The following is an 18,700-nucleotide window of genomic DNA, read 5'->3' on the forward strand; positions in this document are numbered from 1 at the left end:
AGAATGTGAAGAATTTTAGACCGGGCCGAATATCAGCCCTTGAGCCAAGGGCGGGGCCCGCCCATGACGTGAACATGGAGATGGTGCACTTCCTGGCCGCCCTCGGCGCCGGTGTTCACCACCACGCGGTAGCCGCCGTCGGGGTAGGGCCGGCAGCCGTTGTCGAGCGCGAGCTTGGGGGCCAGCGTCATGATCTTGCCCATCAGCGCCGCGTCGTCGGGCGTGAGCTGCGCCATCGAGGGAATGTGCCGCTTGGGCACCAGCATGAAATGGACTGGCGCCCACGGTGCGATGTCGTGGAAGCCGTAGAGGTCCTCGTCCTCGTAGACCTTCTTCGATGGGATCTTCCCTTCGATGATCTTGCAGAAGATGCAGTTCGGATCAGACGACATCGGCAGGCTCCATCGGACGGCCGGCGTTCATGCGCACCATGCCCTTGACGATGCGGTAGAGGAACCACAGCGAGATCAGCCCCCAGGCGATCCAGCCGGGCACGAGGAACAGCAGCCACAGCCACGAGGTCAGCACGTACAGGATGCCCGCCCAGAGCACCGAACGGATGCGCCAGCTGAAATGCGACTTCTGCCAGGTGCCACGGGCGTCGTCGCGCTTGACGAGGTCGATCACCAGCGCGATGAGCAGCAGCACGACCGAGGCCTGCGCGCCCGGCAGCACGGCGCCGACCGCGACGATCAGGTGCAGGATGTAGCTGACCCAGCCCCAGGTCCGGAGCGACTCGTCGGGTTCGACGGTCACGATGTCGTTGGCCATGGCGTCCTTTCAGTCGTTGGAGGCGTCGCGGGCCTGCGCCTTGCGCAGCGCCTTTTCCTCGATGCCGCTGGTGCCGGCGCGGCGCTCCAGTTCGTCGATGACCTCGCGCGGCGTGAGGCCGTAGTGTGCAAGCGCCACCATGCTGTGGAACCACAGGTCGGCCACTTCGTTCACTATTTTCTGGCGGTCGCCGCCGTGGTCGGCGTCCTTCGCCGCCATCACGACCTCGGTCGCCTCCTCGCCGATCTTCTTGAGGAACGCATCGGGGCCCTTGTGCAGCAGGCGCGCGACGTAGCTTTTCTCGGGGTCGCCGCCGCGCGCAGGCAGTCGGCTTTCGATCGTGGCGGCAAGGCGGGCAAGCGCGTCGGTGGTCATCGTTTCCATTATTTGTAGATCGTCTCCGGGTCCTTCAAGACCGGCTCGACCGCGTTCCATCGGCCATTCTCGTATTTGCTGAAGAAACAGCTGTGACGGCCGGTGTGGCAGGCGATGCCCGGCTCGTGGCCGAGCTGCGTCACCTTCAGCAGCACGACATCGTTGTCGCAGTCCAGGCGGATTTCGTGCACCGTCTGCACGTGGCCCGATTCCTCGCCCTTGAACCACAGCTTGTTGCGCGAGCGGCTGAAATACACGGCGCGGCCGAGCTCGGCGGTCTTCGCCAGGGCCTCGCGGTTCATCCAGGCGAACATCAGCACGTCGTTGCTGCCCTGCTCCTGCGCGATGACCGGCACCAGGCCGTTCGCGTCCCATTTCACTTCGTTGAGCCAATCCATGTGTGGGATTGTCGCAAACAGCCAGTACTTACAAATTCGACGGGCTCAAAGGCGCACCGGGATACCGCGCGCAGCCATCTGCGCCTTCGCCTCGCCCACGGTGAATTCGCCGTAGTGAAAGATGCTGGCAGCCAGCACCGCATCGGCGCCACCGAGCTGGATGCCGTCGGACAGGTGGTCGAGCGCACCGACGCCGCCCGAGGCGATCACCGGCACGCTGACCGCGTCGCTCACGGCGCGGGTCAGCGCCAGGTCGAAGCCGCTCTTGGTGCCGTCGCGGTCCATGCTGGTCAGCAGGATCTCGCCGGCGCCGCGGCGCGCCATCTCGGTGGCCCACTGCACCGCGTCGAGCCCGGTGTTCTTGCGGCCGCCGTGGCTGTACACGTCCCAGCCCGGGCCGCGCGTGGCGGCGTCTTCGGGCGTGCGGCGCTTGGCGTCGATCGCCACCACGATGCACTGCGCGCCGTATTTCTGCGAGGCGTCCTGGATCACCTGCGGGTTGGCGATGGCGGCCGAATTGAAGCTGGTCTTGTCGGCACCCGCATTCAGCAGCCGGCGCACGTCGTCCACCGTGCGCACGCCGCCGCCCACGGTCAGCGGGATGAAGACCTGCGACGCCACCGCTTCGATGATCGGCAGGATCAGGTCGCGGCCGTCGCTGGTGGCGGTGATGTCGAGAAAGGTCAGTTCGTCGGCGCCCTGCGCGTTGTAGCGCGCGGCGATCTCGACCGGATCGCCCGCGTCTCGCAGTTCGACGAAGTTGACGCCCTTCACGACGCGGCCGCCGGTCACGTCGAGGCAGGGAATGATGCGTTTGGCCAGCATGAATCGGTTTTCTGAAGAAGAGAAGAATCAGCGCACGCTGAGTTGTTGCCAGCCCTGCCAGGCGGCGCCCGGCTGGAGCAGCACGGCCTCGTCGATGCGCGCCGCCTCGACGCACAGCATGTGGCGCCACCCGTCGTCCGGCAGGTCGGACAGCTTGGCCGCCAAGGCAGGGCCCGGGTTCCACACCACCGTTTCGGTGCAACTCGCGCTCTGCGCGATTTCGACCGTGCCGCGCGGCTGGACGAGACGAAGCGGCGCCGCAGGCGCGGCATAGACGCTGTCGAATTCCTCACCGAAGCGCAGCGCTTCGGCGGCTTCAGGATGGCGCACGTCGCGCACCGCATCCCAGCGGGCGGCACCCTGCAGGCCTTCCAGGCGCGCCTCGGCGATCTCGTCGACCCGCAGGTAGGTGTGCAGCGCGGTGGTGAAGGACCACGGGTCGGCGCCGGTGTTCACCACGTCGAGTGCGGTGCGGAGGCCCTGTGGCGTGAGCGTGACCGTCAAGGTGGCACGAAAGCCGTGCGGCCAGAGCGCACGGGTCGCGTCGCTGTCCGCGAGCACCAGGCGCACGGCGCCCGACGCGACCACATCTTGCGGCTCGACCCGCCACGGCATGTTCCGCGCGAAGCCATGCTTGGCCAGCGGGCCGCGCTGGTTGAACTGCGGCCAGCACACCGGCACGCCACCGCGGAGGGCGGCCCGGCCGTCGAAGACGGCGTCCGGACTGAGGTAGAGGCGTTCCACGCCGTCGGCCGTGGTCCAGCCGAGTACATGGGCACCGTGCAACGCGATGGTGCAGGTGCTGCCCTCGGAGAGGGTCAGGCGCACCGCGGGCTGGCCGCGGACGTCGAGGGTTTGCAAGGGCATGGCGCGATTCTAGATTTAGCCCGGTCATCGCACGGCCTGGTGCACCGGCGGTCTGCAACTTGCAAGGGCCTCGCACCACCAAGGAACCACCATGTCGCGCCCGCCCTTGCTCCGTCTTTCCGGCCTGATCGCCCCCCTCTTCGCTCTTTTCGTTGCCGGCACGGCCGCCGCCCAGCCGGCCGTCACGCTGAAGATCACGACCGAATACCCCGCCACGTCGATGCCGGGGCTCGGCGTCTCGACCTTCGCCGAGAAGGTCGCGCAAAAGACCGGCAGGCGCGTGGTCTTCGAACCCAGCTTTGATGCCTCGGCGGGCTTCAAGTCCGGCGACATGGTCGACGCCGTCCAGGCTCGGAAGATCGACGCGGCCGACGCGTTTGCGGGCGGCGTGGCCAACAAGTACCCGCTGTTCGCCGTGTCGTCGCTCCCCTTCCTGGCCGACTCGCTGCCGCGGGCCGAGGCGCTGCTCAAGGCCGCGCGCCCGGCCTACGATCGCTTCCTGCAGGCGCACGGCCAGAAGCTGCTCTACACGACGCCCTGGCCGGCCTCGGGCATCTGGTCGAAGAAGCCGGTCGGATCGCTCGATGGGCTGAGGGCGCTGCGCATCCGCACCTACGACGACATCTCGCAGTCGACGATGACGGCCGCCGGCGCGCAGGCCTTCAACATCTCGTTCGCCGATGCCATGCCGCGCATCGCCGCGGGCGATGTCGATGCCGTGCTGTCGTCCGGCGACGGCGGCGCGGGCCGCAAGCTCTGGCAGTACCTGCCGGCTTTCGCGGAGATCAACTACGCCATGCCGATCTCGATCGCGACGATCAATCTGGCCGCGTACGAGGGCCTCGATGCCGCCGGGAAAGCGGCCGTCGACGAGGCCGCCGCGGAGACCGAAGCGGTGCAATGGCAACGCATCCGCAGCCGGCTCGACGAGAACTACAAGACCATGCGCAGCAACGGCGTCACGATCGACACGCGGGTCGCGCCCGACGTGATGCGCGGGCTGAAGGCGGCCTCGGCCGGCGCGGTGACGCAGTGGCAGGCGAAGGTGGGCGCGGACGCCGACGAGATCCTGAAACGACTGGACGGCCGGTAGCCGCCGCGTGCCTCAGCCCGGTGCGAGTTCGTCGGCGCGGGCCTGCGCCGCGGCGAAGTCGAGGTCGCCCGAGTAGATGGCGCGGCCGCAGATCACGCCTTCGACGCCTTCGGGCTCGACCGCGCAAAGCTGATCGATGTCGGCCATGTTCGACAGGCCGCCCGAGGCGATGACCGGAATGGTCAGCGCCTGCGCCAGCTTCACCGTGGCATCGATGTTGATGCCCGACAGCATGCCGTCGCGGCCGATGTCGGTGTAGATGATCGACTCGACGCCGTAGTCCTCGAACTTCTTGCCCAGGTCGGCGACCTCGTGGCCGGTGAGCTTGCTCCAGCCGTCGGTGGCAACCTTGCCGTCCTTGGCATCGAGGCCGACGATGATGTGGCCGCCGAAGGCGACGCAGGCGTCCTTCAGGAAGCCCGGGTTCTTCACCGCGGCGGTGCCGATGATCACGTAGCGCAGGCCGTCGTCGATGTAGCGCTCGATGGTGTCGAGGTCACGGATGCCGCCGCCCAGCTGCACCGGAATCTCCTCGCCCACCTCGCGCAGGATCGCCTTGATCGCGGCGTGGTTCTGCGGCTTGCCGGCGAACGCGCCGTTCAGGTCGACCAGATGCAGCCGACGGGCGCCCGCCTCGACCCACTTGCGCGCCATGGCGGCCGGGTCCTCGCTGAAGATGGTCGATTGGTCCATGTCGCCTTGTTTGAGGCGAACGCAGTGGCCGTCTTTGAGGTCAATGGCGGGAATCAGCAGCATGGCAGGGCGAGCCGGAAGGCTCAGGGGTTCCAGTGGAGGAAGTTGCGGTAGAGCTGCAGACCGTGGTCCGCACTCTTTTCGGGGTGAAACTGGGTGGCGAAAATATTATCGCGCGCAATGGCGGCCGTAAACGGCGCGCCGTAGTCGGCTTCGCCGACGCTGTGCTTCGGATCGGCCGGCCGGGCGAAGAAGCTGTGCACGAAATAGAAGTACGCCTCGTCCGGCACGCTGGCCCACACCGGGTGGGGCTGCGCCTGGCGCACCTGGTTCCAGCCCATCTGCGGCACCTTGTAGCGGCTGCCGTCGGGCTGGGTGCGGCCGGCCAGGTCGAACTTGATGACCGCGCCGGGAATGAGGCCGAGGCCGTTCGTCGGCCCTTCTTCGCTGGTCGACAGCAGCATCTGCATGCCCACGCAGACGCCGAACAGCGGTTTGCTGGCCGCTGCTTCGAGCACCGAGGCCTGCAGCCCCGAATCGCGCAGTTCGCGCATGCAGTCGGGCATGGCACCCTGCCCCGGCAGCACCACGCGGGTGGCCTTGCGCACCACCTCGGGGTCGGAGGTGACGAAGACTTCCACGCCGACCTGGTCGGCGGCGTGCTGGACGGCCTGCGACACGGAGCGCAGGTTGCCCATGCCGTAGTCGACGACGGCGACGGTGTTGGCGGCGGTGGTCATGTGGATGCATCGGCGCGGGCCGTCGGGCCCGCGCGGTCGGAAAAGCTTACAGCGAGCCCTTGGTCGAGGGGATGACACCGGCCGAGCGCGGATCCAGCTCCAGCGCGCCGCGCAGCGCGCGGGCGAAGGCCTTGAACACGGTCTCGCACTGGTGGTGCGCGTTGACGCCCTTGAGGTTGTCGATGTGCAGCGTCACGCCCGCGTGGTTCACGAAGCCCTGGAAGAATTCGTAGGTCAGCTGGCTGTCGAAGCCGCCGATCATGCCGCTGGTGAAGGGCACGTGCATCACCAGCCCGGGGCGGCCGGAAAAGTCGATGACGACGCGGCTGAGCGCCTCGTCGAGCGGCACGTAGGCATGGCCGTAGCGGCGGATGCCCTTCTTGTCGCCGACGGCCTTCGCGACCGCCTGGCCGAGCGTGATGCCGACGTCTTCCACCGTGTGGTGGCCGTCGATGTGCAGGTCGCCCTGGCAGTCGATGTCGAGGTCGATCAGCCCGTGGCGGGCGATCTGGTCGAGCATGTGGTCGAAGAAGCCGATGCCGGTCGACAGCTTCGCGCGACCGCTGCCGTCGAGGTTCACCGACACGGTGATCTTCGTTTCGGCGGTGTTGCGCGTGACGGAGGCAGTGCGGTCGCCGGTGGCGACGACGGCCTCGGGTGCCGTGGGGGTGTTCATAAGGAGGATTCGAGCGCCGCGAGCATCCGCGCGTTGTCGTCGGCGGTCCCGACGGTCAGGCGCAGGCAGTTCGCCAGCAAGGGGTGCATTTTAGAAACGTTCTTGACCAGAACCCCGCGTGCCTTCATGCCCTCGAAGGTTTTTGTCGCGTCGGCCACCCGCACGAGCACCATGTTGGCCTCGCTGGGCCACTGCTTCAGGCCCGGCAGTGCCGCCAGCCCGGCGACCAGGTGCGCGCGCTGGGCGCGCAGGTCGGCCGCCTGATCCGCGAACACGTCGGCGTGTTCCAGGGCGAAGAGCGCGCATTCGCAGTTGAGCACGCTGATGTTGTAGGGCGGGCGCACCTTGTCGATCTCGCCGATCAGGGCCTGCGGCCCCATCAGGTAACCCAGGCGGATGCCGGCCAGGCCGAACTTGCTCAGCGTGCGCATCAAGAGCACGTGGCCGTGGCGCGCCACGCGGTCGATGTAGCTGCGGGCGGCGAAGGGCTGGTAGGCCTCGTCGATGACGACCAGGCCCCCCTGGGCGCCTTGCGCTTGGACGATCTGCTCGATGGTCGCGTCGTCCCACAGGTTGGCGGTCGGGTTGTTCGGGTAGGCGAGGTACACGATGGCCGGCTTCTCGGCGGCGATCGCGGCCAGCATGGCCGGCCCGTCGAGCTCGAAATCGGCCGTGAGCGGCACGCCGACGAACTTCACGCCCTGCAACTGCGCGCTGATGGCGTACATCACGAAGCCTGGCACCGGCGCCAGGATGCTCGCGCCCGGCAGGTCGCAGGCCATGGTGACCAGCGAGATCAGCTCGTCGGAGCCGTTGCCCAGCATCAGCGAGAAGCCGGCGGGCATCCGGGCGTAGTCGGCGAGTGCGCGCTTGAGGTCGTCGCCACGTGCCCCGGGGTAGCGGTTGAGCGCCAGGGCGCCCAGGCGCGCGCCGAGTTCGGCCTGCAACACCGGCGGCAGGCCGTGCGGGTTCTCCATGGCGTCGAGCTTGAGGAGTCCGGTCGCGTCCTGCACCGCATAGGCGTGCATGGATTGGACATCGGCGCGAATGCGCTGGAGGGCGGCAGAGGTGGTCGAAGCGGTCATGGGGTCTCAGTGGGTGCAGCGGTAGCTGCTGCGCAGCGCCGACGACAGCACGAGCTGCACCGGCATGTCGGCCTCGTAGCTGTCGGCGTTGCGCGCGAGTTCGGACTGGTAGAGCGATCGGGCCATCGCCGGCTCCAGCTTGCGGCCTTCGATGCAGAAGGCGGGCTTCTGGCCGGCGCGCTGGGCGGCGTCACTCGCCTCGCGCAAACCTTCCATCACGCCGACCAGGTAGTAATTGGCGTACAGCTTGCCGTCCTTCTCGTTGGCCTCGAGCGTGCGCAGTTCGCGGATGCTCATGGCGTGGGCACCGCTGCCCAGGGCGAGAAGCGCCAGCAGGACGGTGCGTGCCACAACGGCCATCGGCAGGGGTCTCAGTCGGCCTTCAGGCGCATCCGGGCCGCCTCGGCGTGCGCCGGCAGGCCCTCGCCCTCGGCCAGCGTCACCGCGATACGGCCCAGCACCTGCGCGCCCTGCTCGCTCACCTCGATCAGGCTCGAGCGCTTCTGGAAATCGTAGACGCCGAGCGGGCTGGAGAAGCGCGCGGTGCCGCTGGTCGGCAGCACGTGGTTCGGGCCGGCGCAGTAGTCGCCCAGGCTTTCGCTGGTGAAGGCGCCCAGGAAGATCGCGCCGGCGTGCTTGAGCAGCGGCTCCCAGCGGTGCGGGTCGCGGCTGCTCACTTCCAGGTGCTCGGGGGCGATGCGGTTGCTGATGGCGCAGGCTTCTGCCATGTCGCGCGTGTGGATCAGCGCGCCGCGGCCGTTGAGCGAGGCCGCGATGATCTCGGCGCGCGGCATGGTCGGCAGCAGGCGGTCGATTTCCTGCTGCACGCGGTCGATGTAGGCCGCGTCGGGACACAGCAGGATGCTCTGCGCCAGTTCGTCGTGCTCGGCCTGGCTGAACAGGTCCATCGCCACCCAGTCGGGCGGCGTGCTGCCATCGGCCAGGACGAGAATTTCGCTGGGACCGGCGATCATGTCGATGCCCACCGTGCCGAAGACGCGGCGCTTGGCGGCGGCCACGTAGGCGTTGCCGGGGCCGGTGATCTTGTCGACCGCCGGCACCGTGGCCGTGCCGTAGGCCAGCGCGGCGACGGCCTGCGCGCCGCCGATGGTGAAGGCGCGGCTGACGCCGGCCACGTGCGCGGCGGCCAACACCAGCGGGTTCTTGTCGCCGCCCGGTGTGGGCACGACCATGATGATCTCGCCGACACCGGCGACGTGCGCCGGGATCGCGTTCATCAGCACGCTCGACGGGTAGGCCGCCTTGCCGCCCGGCACGTAGATGCCGACGCGGTCCAGCGGCGTGACCTTCTGGCCGAGCAGCGTGCCGTCCTCGTCGCGGTACTGCCAGCTCTCGCCGCTCGCCTTCTTCTGGGCCTCGTGGTAGCTGCGCACGCGACGGGCGGCGGCTTCGAGCGCCTCGCGCTGCACGGCGGGCAGCGACTCGAAGGCCGCGCGCAATTCGTCGGCCGTGAGTTCCAGCGCCGTCATGTCGGCCACGTCGAGGCGGTCGAAGCGCTTGGTGTAGTCGAGCACCGCCGCGTCGCCGCGCTGCTGTACGTCGGCCAGGATCTCGGCCACGCGCTGCTCGATGGCCGCGTCCGCATCCGCCGACCAATGCAGCCGCGCCTTGAACGCCGAATCGAAATCGGCCGAGGCGGTGGACAGGCGAAGGGGGGCGGCGGACAGGGTCATGGGCTTTCAGTCTTGCGGAATGGCCGACGCGAAGGCGTCGAGGATGCGGCGGATCGGCGCCTGCTTGAGCTTGAGCGCGGCCTGGTTGACGACCAGGCGGGCGCTGATGTCCATGATGCGTTCGACCTCGACCAGGTGGTTCGCACGCAGCGTGTTGCCGGTCGACACCAGGTCGACGATGGCGTCGGCCAGGCCGGTGAGCGGGGCCAGTTCCATGCTGCCGTAGAGCTTGATCAGGTCGACGTGCACGCCCTTGCTGGCGAAGAAGTCGCGTGCGAGGCCGACGTACTTGGTCGCGACGCGCAGGCGCGAGCCCTGCTTGACGGCCGAGGCGTAGTCGTAGTCGGCGCGCACCGCCACGCTGAGGCGGCAGGCGGCGATCTTCAGGTCGAGCGGCTGGTACAGGCCCTGGTTGCCGTGCTCGAGCAGCACGTCGAGCCCGGTCACGCCGAGGTCGGCGCCGCCGTATTGCACATAGGTCGGCACGTCGGACGCCCGCACCAGCACCACGCGCACGTCGGGCTGGGTGGTCGCGAGGATCAGCTTGCGCGATTTTTCCGGGTCTTCGGTGACCTCGATGCCGGCGGCTGCCAGCATGGGCAGGGTCTCGTCGAAGATGCGGCCTTTGGACAGTGCCAGCGTGATCATGCTGCGGCTCCCGTCACGCGCTCGATGTCGGCGCCCAGGCCGCGCAGCTTGGCTTCCATGCGGTCGTAGCCCCGGTCGAGGTGGTAGATGCGGTCGACCATCGTCTCGCCGTCGGCCACCAGGCCGGCGATCACCAGGCTGGCGGACGCGCGCAGGTCGGTCGCCATCACGGTCGCGCCCGACAGGGCGGTGCCGCCCTCCACCACCGCCACCTTGCCGTCGACGTGGATGGTCGCACCGAGCCGCACCAGCTCGTTCACGTGCATGAAGCGGTTCTCGAAGATCGTCTCGGTGACGGCCGCCGTGCCCTGCGCGACGCAGTTGAGCGCCATGAACTGCGCCTGCATGTCGGTCGGGAAACCCGGGTATTCGGTGGTGCGGAAGGCCTGGGCCTTGAGCGTGGCGCCACCGCGCGATGCGATGCGCACGCCGCCGTCGACCGGCTTCACGTCGCATCCGGCCTCGCGCAGCTTGTCGATCACGGCGTCGAGGTGGTCGGCCCGCGCGTGGCGGAGGAACACCTCGCCGCCCGCTGCGGCCACCGCGCACAGGAAGGTACCGGCCTCGATGCGGTCGGCCACCACGGCATGCTCGCAGCCGTGCAGTTTGTCGACGCCCTGGATGCGGATGTGGCTGGTGCCATGGCCTTCGATCTTCGCGCCCATCTTGATGAGCATCTCGGCCAGGTCGACGATCTCGGGCTCCTGTGCGGCGTTCTCGAGCAGCGTCTCGCCCTCGGCCAGCGCGGCGGCCATCAGGAAGTTCTCGGTGCCGGTGACGGTCACCATGTCGGTCAGGATGCGCGCGCCCTGGAGCCGCGTGCGGCCGGCCGGTAGCCTGGCGAGCATGTAGCCGTGTTCGACCACGATTTCGGCGCCCATGGCCTGCAGGCCCTTGATGTGCTGGTCGACCGGGCGCGAGCCGATCGCGCAGCCGCCCGGCAGCGACACCTTGGCGTGGCCGAAGCGCGCCAGCAGCGGACCCAGCGCCAGCACCGACGCACGCATGGTCTTGACCAGCTCGTAGGGTGCCTCGGGGTTGTTCAGCGCACCGGCGTCGAGCCGCACCGTGCCGTTGTCGTCTCGCTCGGCCGCGACGCCCATGTTGCGCACCAGCTTGAGCATGGTCGACACGTCCTGCAGGCGCGGCACGTTGTGCAGCGTCACCGGCTGGTCGGTCAGCAGCGCGGCGCAGAGCTCAGGCAGCGCGGCGTTCTTGGCGCCGGAAACGAGTACCTCGCCGCCGAGCGTGCGCCCGCCGCGAATGAGAAGTTTGTCCATGAGAAATCCAGCAGGAAAGTGGAGCGCGGGCTCAGCGCGGTGCCGACGCCCATTCGGCGGGCGTGTAGGTCTTCATCGACAGCGCATGCACCTCGTCGGTGTGCATTTTCGCACCGAGCGTCTTGTAGACCCGTTGGTGCCGCTGGATGGCGCGCAGGCCGTCGAATTCGGCCGAGACGATGGTGGCGTACCAGTGGCGCCCGTCGCCCTCGAGTGCGATGTGCTCGCAGGGCAGTCCGGCTTCGATGATGGCTTGGAGTTGGTCGGCGGTCATGGGGTCAGCCTCGGATCTTGTAGCCGATGCGAAGGAGGTGCACGGCGACGGCGCTGACGATCAGCCAGGCGCCGCCCACGATGCCGAGGCTGAGCCACGGCGAGGTGTCGCTGATGCCGAAGAAGCCGTAGCGGAAGCCGTCGATCATGTAGAAGAAGGGATTCAGGTGGCTCACCGCCTGCCAGAACGGCGGCAGCGAGCCGATCGAATAGAAGACGCCCGACAGGAAGGTCATGGGCATGATGAGGAAGTTCTGGAACATCGCCATCTGGTCGAACTTCTCGGCCCACAGGCCGGCGATCAGCCCCAGCGTGCCGAGCATCGCGGCGCCGAGGAAGGCGAACACCAGGATCCACAGCGGCGCGGCGAAATCCGGCATCGCGAAGAAGATCGTCACCACGAACACGCCCAGGCCGACGGCCAGCCCGCGGATGATCGACGAGCCGACATAGGCCAGGAACCAGCCCCAGTGCGACAGCGGCGTGAGCAGCACGAAGACCAGGCTGCCCATGATCTTGCTCTGGATGATCGACGACGAACTGTTGGCGAAGGCGTTCTGCAGCACGCTCATCATCACCAGGCCGGGGATAAGGAAGGCGGTGTAGCTGACGGTGCCGTAGACCTTCACGTGGTCTTCGAGCACGTGGCCGAAGACCATGAGGTAGAGCACCGCGGTCAGGATCGGCGCGCCGACGGTCTGGAAGCCGACCTTCCAGAAGCGCAGCGTTTCCTTGTACAGCAGCGTGCGCCAGCCGGTGGTTGCGATCATCGCGCCACCTCCAGCGGCGTCTGTTCGCCGGCCATCAGGTCGATGAACACGTCTTCCAGGTCGGCCTTGCGCATCTCGACGTCTTCCACCGCCACGCCAGCCTGCCGCAGGGCACCGAGCAGTTGCTCGACCTCGTGCGCGTTCTGTGCGGGCAGTTGCACGATGCGCCCGGTGATGCGCGCATGCTGCGCGATTGCCCACGGCAGGTCGGCGTCGGTCTTGAAGCGGAGCACGTTGCTGGCGGCGGACTTGAGCAGTTCACTGGTGCGGTCGAGCGCGATCACGCGGCCCTGCTTGAGCATCGCGATGCGGTTGCACAGGGCTTCCGCTTCCTCGAGGTAGTGGGTGGTCAGCAGCACGGTGCTGCCCTGCTTGTTGAGCTTGGCGACGAACTGCCACAGCGTCTGGCGCAGTTCCACGTCGACACCGGCCGTGGGCTCGTCGAGCACGATGACCTGTGGCTTGTGCACCAGCGCCTGCGCGACCAGCACGCGGCGCTTCATGCCACCCGACAGCTGCCGCAGGTTGGCGTTCGCCTTGTCGGCCAGGCCCAGGCTGTGCAGCAGTTCGTCGATCCAGGCGTCGTTCTTCTTGATGCCGAAGTAGCCGGACTGGATGCGCAGCGACTCGCGGACATTGAAGAAGGGGTCGAACACCAGTTCCTGCGGCACGATGCCCAGGTGGCGCCGCGCTTGCGCGTAGTCGCGCTGCACGTCGAAACCGTGCACGCTGACGGTGCCCGAGGTCGGCCGGGAGAGCCCGGCGAGCATGCTGATGAGCGTGGTCTTGCCCGCGCCGTTCGGCCCAAGCAGGCCGAAGAACTCGCCTTCTTCGATTTGAAAACTCACGTCATCGACGGCGCGCAGACCCGGCTTGCCGAGGGCGCGTTGTTGACGTGAGGCGGGATAGGTCTTGCAGACCGACTGGAAGGAGATCGCGGGCATGGGAGCCCGGGATTCTAGGCCGGCCGCACTTTTCTAGGGCGCGGCAGGCAAAAGGCCCGCGATGCCGTAGAGCGAAGCCAATTCGCGCAGGCGCGGCGACAGCCCCTTGACGGCGAAGCTGCGGCCCAGCGCACTCGCTTCGCGCCGGCATTCGAGCAGCACCGCCAGCGCCGACGAATCGAAACGCTCGAGCGCGCTGGCATCGACCACGGCGCTGGAGCCTTCTTGCCCGGCCAGGCCCTGCTGCAGCATCCGCATGCAGGCGGGGGCTTCATCGTGCGTCAACTTGGGCGGGAGGACCAGCATCGGGCTCAGCTTTTGGTGTTGCTCTTGTTGCGCGCCGCCAAGGCCGAGATCAGCCCGTCGATGCCCTGGCTGTTGATCTGCTGCGCGAATTGCGTGCGGTACGTGTCGACCAGCCAGACGCCCAGCACATTGAGGTTGTAGACCTTCCAGCCACTGCCCTCGCCCGGCGTCTTCTCGAGGCGGTAGTCGAGTTGCACCGGGTCGCCGCCGCCGCGGATTTCGGTGCGCACGAGCACCTCCTTGTCGTCGGGCGAACCACGGAAGGGCCGGACGCTGACGCTCTGGTTGCTCACCTGGTCGAGCGCACCCGCGTAGGTTCGCACCAGCAGGATCTTGAACTCGTCCTGCAGCCGCTTCTGTTGCTCGGGCGTGGCCTGGCGCCAGGCCGGGCCGACGGCCGAGGCGGTCATGCGCTGAAAGTTGACGTTGGGCATGATCTTGCTGTCGACCAGGACCATGATCTTGTTGATGTCGCCGGCCTTGATCGACTTGTCAGCCTTGATCGTCTCCAGCACATCGCCGGAGATGCGCTGCACCAGGGCGTCGGGCGCCTCGTCGGCAGCCCGTGCGGGCGAAACGAAGAAAGCCGCCGCACTGAACAGCAGGGCGCTTGCGACGGCCAGCCGGCCGATGTGGCGGCGTTGCACGGTAGCGATGGAGTTCATGGTCAAAACAGTTCCTCTGAGCAAATCGGAAAGACGGAGCTTTGAAGCTCCCGCCTGTTGGAAGGGCGAAGCGTGCCCGGGGTTCCTGACCGAGGACGAGCGCTTGCAACCGGATGCAAGCACGGCACGCTCAGTCGCCACCGGCGCCGTCGTCCGGCGGGTTGCCGTCGTACACCTCGCTGCGCCGGCGCTGGAGGTAGGCGTCCCGCGTGAAGGAGTATTTGTCCAGCGCCGCGTCGCCGATCAGCCGGCCGGCGCGCAGATAGCTGGCGCGGGTGTCCACCGCCCGCAGCACGTACATCGAATTGCGCACCGGAATATCGTGCACGTAGCCGACGAGATCGCCCTTGAGATCAAGCGGCAGGGCCGCCGTGTCGCGCAGCGTGGACGGCCCGAGGATCGGCAGCACCACATAGGGGCCGCTCGGCACACCGTAACGGCCCAGGGTCTGGCCGAAATCTTCGCTGTGGCGGTCGATGCCCAGTTCGCTGGCGACGTCGATCAGGCCGCCCAGCCCGAAGAAGGTGTTGACGTTGAGCCGCATGAAGGTTTCAGCGCTGTTCTGCGCCTTCAGTTGCAACACGCTGTTGGCGAAATTCCAGACATCGCCCAGGTTGGCGAAAAAATTGTTGACGCCGGTCCGCACCGGCGACGGCAGCACCTTCTCGTACGCCGTGGCCACGGGCACCAGCACCGTCCGATCGACTGCATCGTTGAAGCCGAAGACGCCTCGGTTCAGCGGCTCGAACGGGTCGGCCCTGTTCGGATACGGCCCGCTGGCGCAGCCGGTCAGCGCCACGAGCACCAGCATGGCGGTGGCGGCGCGGATGCGCCCTAGCGAAGTCAGGGCCGATGCGGCCGGAAATGCAGAGGTGAAGGACATCATTTCTTGGGGGCTGGCGCTGGCTGCGAACTGCCCTCGGCGGCCTTGCTGTAGAGGAATTGGCTGATCAGATTTTCCAGGACGACGGCGGACTGCGTGGAAGTGATGACATCGCCCTGTTCAAGATTCTTGGCGTCGGCGCCCGCCTCGATCCCGATGTACTGCTCGCCGAGCAAGCCACTGGTGAGAATCTTCAACGAACTGTCCTTGGGGAAACTGTAGCGATTTTGCAAAGACAGCGTCACGCTGGCCTGGAAATTCTTGTCGTCGAACGTGATCGAGTCGACACGGCCGACCACCACACCGGCGCTCTTGATCGCTGTCTGAGGTTTGAGGCCGCCGATGTTGTCGAAGCGCGCCGTGACCGTGTAAGACTTTTGGAAACTCAGGCTCAGCAGGTTGGCCGACTGAAGCGCCAGAAAGAGCAGCGCCGCCGCGCCGATCAGCACGAACAGGCCCACCCAGATGTCATTGTTGGAACGTTGCATGGTCGATCTCTTGGGGTGTTTCTACTAGATGCTGAACATCATCGCCGTCAGCAGGAAATCCAGGCCGAGCACGGCGAGCGATGCCATCACCACGGTCCGTGTCGTGGCGCGCGACACGCCCTCCGGCGTGGGCTGCGCCTCGAAGCCTTGCAGCAGTGCGACGAAGGTCACGGTGAAGCCGAAGACGATGCTCTTGACGACCCCGTTGCCGACGTCCTTCCAGACATCGACGCCGCCCTGCATCTGGCTCCAGAAGGAGCCCGGATCGAGCCCCAGCATCAGCACGCCGACCACATAGCCGCCCAGGACGCCGACCGCGCTGAACACGGCCGCGAGCAGCGGCATGGTGATCACGCCGGCCCAGAAGCGCGGCGCCAGGATGCGCTGCACCGGGTCGACCGCCATCATCTCCATCGCGCTCAACTGCTCGCCCGCCTTCATGAGGCCGATCTCGGCCGTCAGCGACGTGCCGGCACGCCCCGCGAAGAGCAGCGCCGCCACGACCGGACCGAGTTCGCGCACCAGGCTGAGCGCCACCAGCAGGCCCAGCGCATCCGCCGAGCCGTAACGCTGCAGCGTGTAGTAGCCCTGCAGGCCCAGCACGAAGCCGACGAAGAGCCCGGAGATCGCGATGATCGCCAGCGAGTAGTTGCCCAGGAAATGGATCTGGTCGCGCACCAGCGAGAAGCGGCCGAGGCTGCGGGCGCCAGGGCCCGCGAGGCGCGCGAGCAGCCGGGCGCCATGCCCCAGGTCGGCCAGCTTGCTGCGCACGGCAAAGCCGACATCGGCCGGATTCCAGAAGCTCATCGACGGCCTCCCGGCGCAGGGCCGAAGTCGTCCTCGACGGTGGCGCCGGGGTAATGGAAATGCACTGGCCCGTCGGGCAGCGCGTTGACGAACTGGTGGACCAGCGGGTCGGTGCTTTCACGCACCTCGTCGGGCCGCCCCTGCGCCGCGATGCGGCCGTTGGCCAGGATGATCACGTGGTCGGCAATGCGGAAGGTCTCTTCCAGGTCGTGCGACACGACGATGCTGGTGAGCCCGAGCGTGTCGTTCAGCTGACGGATCAGCCGCGCGGCGGTGCCCAGCGAGATCGGGTCGAGGCCGGCGAAGGGTTCGTCGTACATCACCAGGTCGGGATCGAGTGCGATGGCACGGGCCAGCGCCACGCGGCGCGCCATGCCGCCCGACACCTCGCTGGGCAACAGGTCGCGCGCCCCGCGCAGGCCGACCGCATCGAGCTTCATGAGCACGATGTCGCGCACCAGCGCTTCGGGCAGCTGGGTGTGCTCGCGCAGCGGAAAGGCCACGTTGTCGAACACGCTCATGTCGGTGAACAGCGCACCGAACTGGAACAGCATGCCCATGCGGCGCCGGGCCGCATAGAGCGCAGGCGCCTTCATCTTCCCGACATCGGCGCCGTCGAGCAACACCTCGCCACGCTGCGCGCGCAGCTGACCGCCGATCAGCCGCAGCACGGTGGTCTTGCCGCCGCCGGACGCGCCCATGAGCGCCGTGACCTTGCCGCGCGGCACGGCCAGCGACACGCCGTCCAGGATCGCGCGCGCGCCGTACCCGAAGGTCACGTCACGGAATTCGATGAGCGAGGGAGGGTTGGTGTCCATATCCAAAAAAGAAAAGCCGGGGCGCCCTTTCGGACATCCCGGCTCGCGGTCGGCCCCCATGATAAGGGAGCGCGCGTGGCTGCGTTACGACAGGTATCAGCGCGGCAGGTCGCTGAAGCCCATCAGGAACTCGTCGACCGAGCGTGCGGCCTGCCGGCCCTCTCGAATGGCCCACACCACCAGCGACTGGCCGCGGCGCATGTCGCCGGCGGCAAAGACCTTCGGAACGCTGGTGACATAGCCGCCGGTGAAGTCGACCGTGGCCTTGGCATTGCCACGCGCGTCCTTCTCGATGCCGAAGGCGTCGAGCACGCTCGCGACCGGGCTGACGAAGCCCATGGCCAGCAGCACCAGGTCGGCCTTGAGGATCTGCTCGCTGCCGGGCACCTCGACCATCTTGCCGTCCTTCCACTCGACGCGGACGGTCTTCAGGCCGGTGACCTTGCCCTTGTCACCGATGAATTCCTTGGTCGAGATGGCGAACTCGCGCTCGCAGCCCTCTTCGTGGCTGGAGCTGGTGCGCAGCTTGTACGGCCAGTACGGCCAGGTCATCGGGCGGTTCTCTTCTTCCGGCGGCTGCGGCATCAGCTCGAACTGCGTGACGCTGACGGCGCCGTGGCGGTTGCTGGTGCCCACGCAGTCGGAACCCGTGTCGCCGCCACCGATCACGATGACATGCTTGCCGTCGGCGCGCAGCTGGCCCTTGAGCTTGTCGCCCGCGTTGACCTTGTTCTGCTGCGGCAGGAACTCCATCGCGAAATGGATGCCGTCCAGGTCGCGGCCGGGCACCGGCAGGTCGCGCGACTGCTCGGCGCCACCGGTCAGCAGCACCGCGTCGAATTCCTTGTCGAGTTGCTCGGGCGTGACGGTTTCCTTGGCCCAGTTCGTGACCTTGGAGCCCTTGCCCAGCGTGTCCTTGGCGGCGCCGACGATCACGCCGGTGCGGAAGGTCACGCCCTCGGCCTTCATCTGTTCGACGCGGCGGTCGATGTGCGTCTTCTCCATCTTGAAATCGGGAATCCCGTAGCGCAGCAGGCCGCCGACGCGGTCGTTCTTCTCGAACAGCGTCACGTCATGGCCGGCGCGCGCCAGCTGCTGGGCGGCCGCCAGGCCCGCCGGGCCGGCACCGACCACGGCGACCTTCTTGCCGGTCTTGTGCTTGGCGACACGCGGCTTGACCCAGCCCTCGTCCCAGGCGCGGTCGATGATCGCGTGTTCGATCGACTTGATGCCGACCGCGTCGTCGTTCACGTTGAGCACGCAGGCCGCTTCGCACGGAGCGGGGCAGATGCGGCCGGTGAATTCCGGGAAGTTGTTGGTCGAATCGAGCACCGCGAAGGCGTTCTGCCAGTCGTCGCGGTACACCAGGTCGTTGAAGTCCGGAATGATGTTGTTGACCGGGCAACCGCTGTTGCAGAAGGGCGTGCCGCAATCCATGCAGCGCGCGCCCTGGATCTTGGCCTGACCCTTGTCGAGGCCGACGACGAATTCCTTGTAGTGCTTGAGGCGCTCCTCGACGGGCTTGTAGCCCTCTTCGAGACGCTCGTACTCCATGAAGCCGGTGATCTTTCCCATCGTGCTGTCCTGTTCCTTTGTTCTTG

25 protein-coding genes are annotated in these 18,700 nt (G+C 67.5%); 1 reads left to right on the forward strand and 24 read right to left on the reverse strand.

Annotation, left to right across the window (positions count from 1 at the left end):
* Nucleotides 1-32 precede the first annotated feature (32 nt).
* The 6 genes from QTH86_RS12145 to QTH86_RS12170 are packed head-to-tail and all read right to left on the reverse strand — an operon-like array spanning nt 33 to nt 3,236.
* Nucleotides 33-392, reverse strand: a complete 360-nt coding sequence (locus QTH86_RS12145) for a histidine triad nucleotide-binding protein (protein WP_286644437.1) — start codon at nt 390-392, stop codon at nt 33-35.
* Nucleotides 382-771 (reverse strand): DUF4870 family protein, encoded by a 390-nt coding sequence (locus QTH86_RS12150; protein ID WP_286644436.1) that lies wholly within the window; start codon nt 769-771, stop codon nt 382-384. The genes QTH86_RS12145 and QTH86_RS12150 overlap by 11 nt, the downstream gene beginning before the upstream one ends.
* Before the next feature lie 9 nt (nt 772-780).
* Nucleotides 781-1,155: a phosphoribosyl-ATP diphosphatase gene (locus tag QTH86_RS12155; protein WP_444813753.1), complete on the reverse strand. Its 375-nt coding sequence runs from the start codon at nt 1,153-1,155 to the stop codon at nt 781-783.
* Nucleotides 1,155-1,553: a phosphoribosyl-AMP cyclohydrolase gene (gene hisI / locus QTH86_RS12160; protein WP_286646712.1), complete on the reverse strand. Its 399-nt coding sequence runs from the start codon at nt 1,551-1,553 to the stop codon at nt 1,155-1,157. Before hisI ends, QTH86_RS12155 begins: the two co-directional genes overlap by 1 nt.
* A 36-nt stretch (nt 1,554-1,589) precedes the next feature.
* Nucleotides 1,590-2,369: an imidazole glycerol phosphate synthase subunit HisF gene (gene hisF, locus QTH86_RS12165; RefSeq protein ID WP_286644434.1), complete on the reverse strand. Its 780-nt coding sequence runs from the start codon at nt 2,367-2,369 to the stop codon at nt 1,590-1,592.
* Nucleotides 2,370-2,396: 27 nt separating this feature from the next.
* Nucleotides 2,397-3,236, reverse strand: coding sequence for a D-hexose-6-phosphate mutarotase (locus tag QTH86_RS12170; RefSeq protein ID WP_286644433.1), 840 nt, complete (start codon nt 3,234-3,236; stop codon nt 2,397-2,399).
* 91 nt (nt 3,237-3,327) lie between these two features.
* Here QTH86_RS12170 and QTH86_RS12175 point away from each other — a divergent pair, with 91 nt between their 5' ends.
* Complete coding sequence (locus tag QTH86_RS12175; protein WP_286644432.1) at nt 3,328-4,329, forward strand: TRAP transporter substrate-binding protein; 1,002 nt, start codon at nt 3,328-3,330, stop codon at nt 4,327-4,329.
* Nucleotides 4,330-4,341: 12 nt separating this feature from the next.
* Here QTH86_RS12175 and hisA read toward each other — a convergent pair whose 3' ends face one another.
* The 18 genes from hisA to QTH86_RS12265 form a co-directional block, all read right to left on the reverse strand.
* On the reverse strand, nt 4,342-5,085 hold the full coding sequence (gene hisA / locus QTH86_RS12180) for a 1-(5-phosphoribosyl)-5-[(5-phosphoribosylamino)methylideneamino]imidazole-4-carboxamide isomerase (RefSeq protein WP_286644431.1): 744 nt from the start codon (nt 5,083-5,085) through the stop codon (nt 4,342-4,344).
* Nucleotides 5,086-5,105: 20 nt separating this feature from the next.
* Nucleotides 5,106-5,762: an imidazole glycerol phosphate synthase subunit HisH gene (gene hisH, locus QTH86_RS12185; protein WP_286644430.1), complete on the reverse strand. Its 657-nt coding sequence runs from the start codon at nt 5,760-5,762 to the stop codon at nt 5,106-5,108.
* Between the two features lie 46 nt (nt 5,763-5,808).
* The gene (gene hisB / locus QTH86_RS12190; RefSeq protein ID WP_286644429.1) at nt 5,809-6,438 is read right to left on the reverse strand and encodes an imidazoleglycerol-phosphate dehydratase HisB; all 630 of its coding nucleotides are present in this window, start codon (nt 6,436-6,438) and stop codon (nt 5,809-5,811) included.
* Nucleotides 6,435-7,523, reverse strand: a complete 1,089-nt coding sequence (gene hisC / locus QTH86_RS12195; RefSeq protein ID WP_286644428.1) for a histidinol-phosphate transaminase — start codon at nt 7,521-7,523, stop codon at nt 6,435-6,437. The genes hisB and hisC overlap by 4 nt, the downstream gene beginning before the upstream one ends.
* 6 nt (nt 7,524-7,529) lie before the next feature.
* On the reverse strand, nt 7,530-7,883 hold the full coding sequence (locus QTH86_RS12200) for a hypothetical protein (protein WP_286644427.1): 354 nt from the start codon (nt 7,881-7,883) through the stop codon (nt 7,530-7,532).
* 11 nt (nt 7,884-7,894) lie between these two features.
* Complete coding sequence (hisD, locus tag QTH86_RS12205; RefSeq protein WP_286644426.1) at nt 7,895-9,217, reverse strand: histidinol dehydrogenase; 1,323 nt, start codon at nt 9,215-9,217, stop codon at nt 7,895-7,897.
* Nucleotides 9,218-9,223: 6 nt separating this feature from the next.
* Nucleotides 9,224-9,865, reverse strand: a complete 642-nt coding sequence (gene hisG / locus QTH86_RS12210; protein WP_286644425.1) for an ATP phosphoribosyltransferase — start codon at nt 9,863-9,865, stop codon at nt 9,224-9,226.
* Entirely contained in the window at nt 9,862-11,145 is a 1,284-nt protein-coding gene (murA, locus tag QTH86_RS12215; RefSeq protein ID WP_286644424.1) for a UDP-N-acetylglucosamine 1-carboxyvinyltransferase, read from the reverse strand. Before murA ends, hisG begins: the two co-directional genes overlap by 4 nt.
* A 31-nt stretch (nt 11,146-11,176) precedes the next feature.
* Nucleotides 11,177-11,419 (reverse strand): BolA family protein, encoded by a 243-nt coding sequence (locus QTH86_RS12220; protein WP_262074980.1) that lies wholly within the window; start codon nt 11,417-11,419, stop codon nt 11,177-11,179.
* A 4-nt stretch (nt 11,420-11,423) separates the two neighbouring features.
* Entirely contained in the window at nt 11,424-12,188 is a 765-nt protein-coding gene (locus QTH86_RS12225) for an ABC transporter permease (protein ID WP_286644423.1), read from the reverse strand.
* Nucleotides 12,185-13,132, reverse strand: coding sequence for an ABC transporter ATP-binding protein (locus tag QTH86_RS12230; RefSeq protein WP_286644422.1), 948 nt, complete (start codon nt 13,130-13,132; stop codon nt 12,185-12,187). The genes QTH86_RS12225 and QTH86_RS12230 overlap by 4 nt, the downstream gene beginning before the upstream one ends.
* Before the next feature lie 33 nt (nt 13,133-13,165).
* Complete coding sequence (locus QTH86_RS12235) at nt 13,166-13,438, reverse strand: STAS domain-containing protein (RefSeq protein ID WP_286644421.1); 273 nt, start codon at nt 13,436-13,438, stop codon at nt 13,166-13,168.
* Nucleotides 13,439-13,443: 5 nt separating this feature from the next.
* Nucleotides 13,444-14,103 carry an MlaC/ttg2D family ABC transporter substrate-binding protein gene (locus tag QTH86_RS12240; RefSeq protein ID WP_286644420.1) on the reverse strand — a complete coding sequence of 220 codons (660 nt, stop codon included), beginning with the start codon at nt 14,101-14,103 and terminating at the stop codon, nt 13,444-13,446.
* 130 nt (nt 14,104-14,233) lie between these two features.
* Nucleotides 14,234-14,914, reverse strand: coding sequence for an MlaA family lipoprotein (locus QTH86_RS12245; protein WP_286646711.1), 681 nt, complete (start codon nt 14,912-14,914; stop codon nt 14,234-14,236).
* A gap of 71 nt (nt 14,915-14,985) precedes the next feature.
* On the reverse strand, nt 14,986-15,474 hold the full coding sequence (gene mlaD / locus QTH86_RS12250) for an outer membrane lipid asymmetry maintenance protein MlaD (protein WP_286644419.1): 489 nt from the start codon (nt 15,472-15,474) through the stop codon (nt 14,986-14,988).
* 24 nt (nt 15,475-15,498) lie between these two features.
* Entirely contained in the window at nt 15,499-16,281 is a 783-nt protein-coding gene (gene mlaE, locus QTH86_RS12255) for a lipid asymmetry maintenance ABC transporter permease subunit MlaE (RefSeq protein ID WP_286644418.1), read from the reverse strand.
* Nucleotides 16,278-17,099, reverse strand: coding sequence for an ABC transporter ATP-binding protein (locus QTH86_RS12260; protein WP_286644417.1), 822 nt, complete (start codon nt 17,097-17,099; stop codon nt 16,278-16,280). Before QTH86_RS12260 ends, mlaE begins: the two co-directional genes overlap by 4 nt.
* A 96-nt stretch (nt 17,100-17,195) precedes the next feature.
* Nucleotides 17,196-18,674, reverse strand: a complete 1,479-nt coding sequence (locus QTH86_RS12265) for a glutamate synthase subunit beta (protein ID WP_286644416.1) — start codon at nt 18,672-18,674, stop codon at nt 17,196-17,198.
* Nucleotides 18,675-18,700 lie beyond the last annotated feature (26 nt).

Source organism: Variovorax sp. J2L1-78 (assembly GCF_030317205.1).
GTDB lineage: Bacteria > Pseudomonadota > Gammaproteobacteria > Burkholderiales > Burkholderiaceae_C > Variovorax > Variovorax arabinosiphilus.

What these genes read in the sequence shown, in the direction of transcription:
- hisF (WP_286644434.1), bottom strand. Translation starts at nt 2,369, where the DNA reads ATGCTGGCCAAACGCATCATTCCCTGCCTCGACGTGACCGGCGGCCGC.
- hisD (WP_286644426.1), bottom strand. Translation starts at nt 9,217, where the DNA reads ATGACCCTGTCCGCCGCCCCCCTTCGCCTGTCCACCGCCTCGGCCGAT.
- QTH86_RS12155 (WP_444813753.1), bottom strand. Translation starts at nt 1,155, where the DNA reads ATGGAAACGATGACCACCGACGCGCTTGCCCGCCTTGCCGCCACGATC.
- hisB (WP_286644429.1), bottom strand. Translation starts at nt 6,438, where the DNA reads ATGAACACCCCCACGGCACCCGAGGCCGTCGTCGCCACCGGCGACCGC.
- mlaD (WP_286644419.1), bottom strand. Translation starts at nt 15,474, where the DNA reads ATGCAACGTTCCAACAATGACATCTGGGTGGGCCTGTTCGTGCTGATC.
- hisC (WP_286644428.1), bottom strand. Translation starts at nt 7,523, where the DNA reads ATGACCGCTTCGACCACCTCTGCCGCCCTCCAGCGCATTCGCGCCGAT.
- QTH86_RS12225 (WP_286644423.1), bottom strand. Translation starts at nt 12,188, where the DNA reads ATGATCGCAACCACCGGCTGGCGCACGCTGCTGTACAAGGAAACGCTG.
- mlaE (WP_286644418.1), bottom strand. Translation starts at nt 16,281, where the DNA reads ATGAGCTTCTGGAATCCGGCCGATGTCGGCTTTGCCGTGCGCAGCAAG.
- murA (WP_286644424.1), bottom strand. Translation starts at nt 11,145, where the DNA reads ATGGACAAACTTCTCATTCGCGGCGGGCGCACGCTCGGCGGCGAGGTA.
- QTH86_RS12245 (WP_286646711.1), bottom strand. Translation starts at nt 14,914, where the DNA reads ATGCTGGTGCTCGTGGCGCTGACCGGCTGCGCCAGCGGGCCGTATCCG.
- QTH86_RS12170 (WP_286644433.1), bottom strand. Translation starts at nt 3,236, where the DNA reads ATGCCCTTGCAAACCCTCGACGTCCGCGGCCAGCCCGCGGTGCGCCTG.
- hisA (WP_286644431.1), bottom strand. Translation starts at nt 5,085, where the DNA reads ATGCTGCTGATTCCCGCCATTGACCTCAAAGACGGCCACTGCGTTCGC.
- QTH86_RS12265 (WP_286644416.1), bottom strand. Translation starts at nt 18,674, where the DNA reads ATGGGAAAGATCACCGGCTTCATGGAGTACGAGCGTCTCGAAGAGGGC.
- QTH86_RS12220 (WP_262074980.1), bottom strand. Translation starts at nt 11,419, where the DNA reads ATGACCGCCGACCAACTCCAAGCCATCATCGAAGCCGGACTGCCCTGC.
- QTH86_RS12150 (WP_286644436.1), bottom strand. Translation starts at nt 771, where the DNA reads ATGGCCAACGACATCGTGACCGTCGAACCCGACGAGTCGCTCCGGACC.
- QTH86_RS12230 (WP_286644422.1), bottom strand. Translation starts at nt 13,132, where the DNA reads ATGCCCGCGATCTCCTTCCAGTCGGTCTGCAAGACCTATCCCGCCTCA.
- QTH86_RS12240 (WP_286644420.1), bottom strand. Translation starts at nt 14,103, where the DNA reads ATGAACTCCATCGCTACCGTGCAACGCCGCCACATCGGCCGGCTGGCC.
- QTH86_RS12200 (WP_286644427.1), bottom strand. Translation starts at nt 7,883, where the DNA reads ATGGCCGTTGTGGCACGCACCGTCCTGCTGGCGCTTCTCGCCCTGGGC.
- QTH86_RS12175 (WP_286644432.1), top strand. Translation starts at nt 3,328, where the DNA reads ATGTCGCGCCCGCCCTTGCTCCGTCTTTCCGGCCTGATCGCCCCCCTC.
- QTH86_RS12235 (WP_286644421.1), bottom strand. Translation starts at nt 13,438, where the DNA reads ATGCTGGTCCTCCCGCCCAAGTTGACGCACGATGAAGCCCCCGCCTGC.
- hisG (WP_286644425.1), bottom strand. Translation starts at nt 9,865, where the DNA reads ATGATCACGCTGGCACTGTCCAAAGGCCGCATCTTCGACGAGACCCTG.
- QTH86_RS12260 (WP_286644417.1), bottom strand. Translation starts at nt 17,099, where the DNA reads ATGGACACCAACCCTCCCTCGCTCATCGAATTCCGTGACGTGACCTTC.
- hisH (WP_286644430.1), bottom strand. Translation starts at nt 5,762, where the DNA reads ATGACCACCGCCGCCAACACCGTCGCCGTCGTCGACTACGGCATGGGC.
- QTH86_RS12145 (WP_286644437.1), bottom strand. Translation starts at nt 392, where the DNA reads ATGTCGTCTGATCCGAACTGCATCTTCTGCAAGATCATCGAAGGGAAG.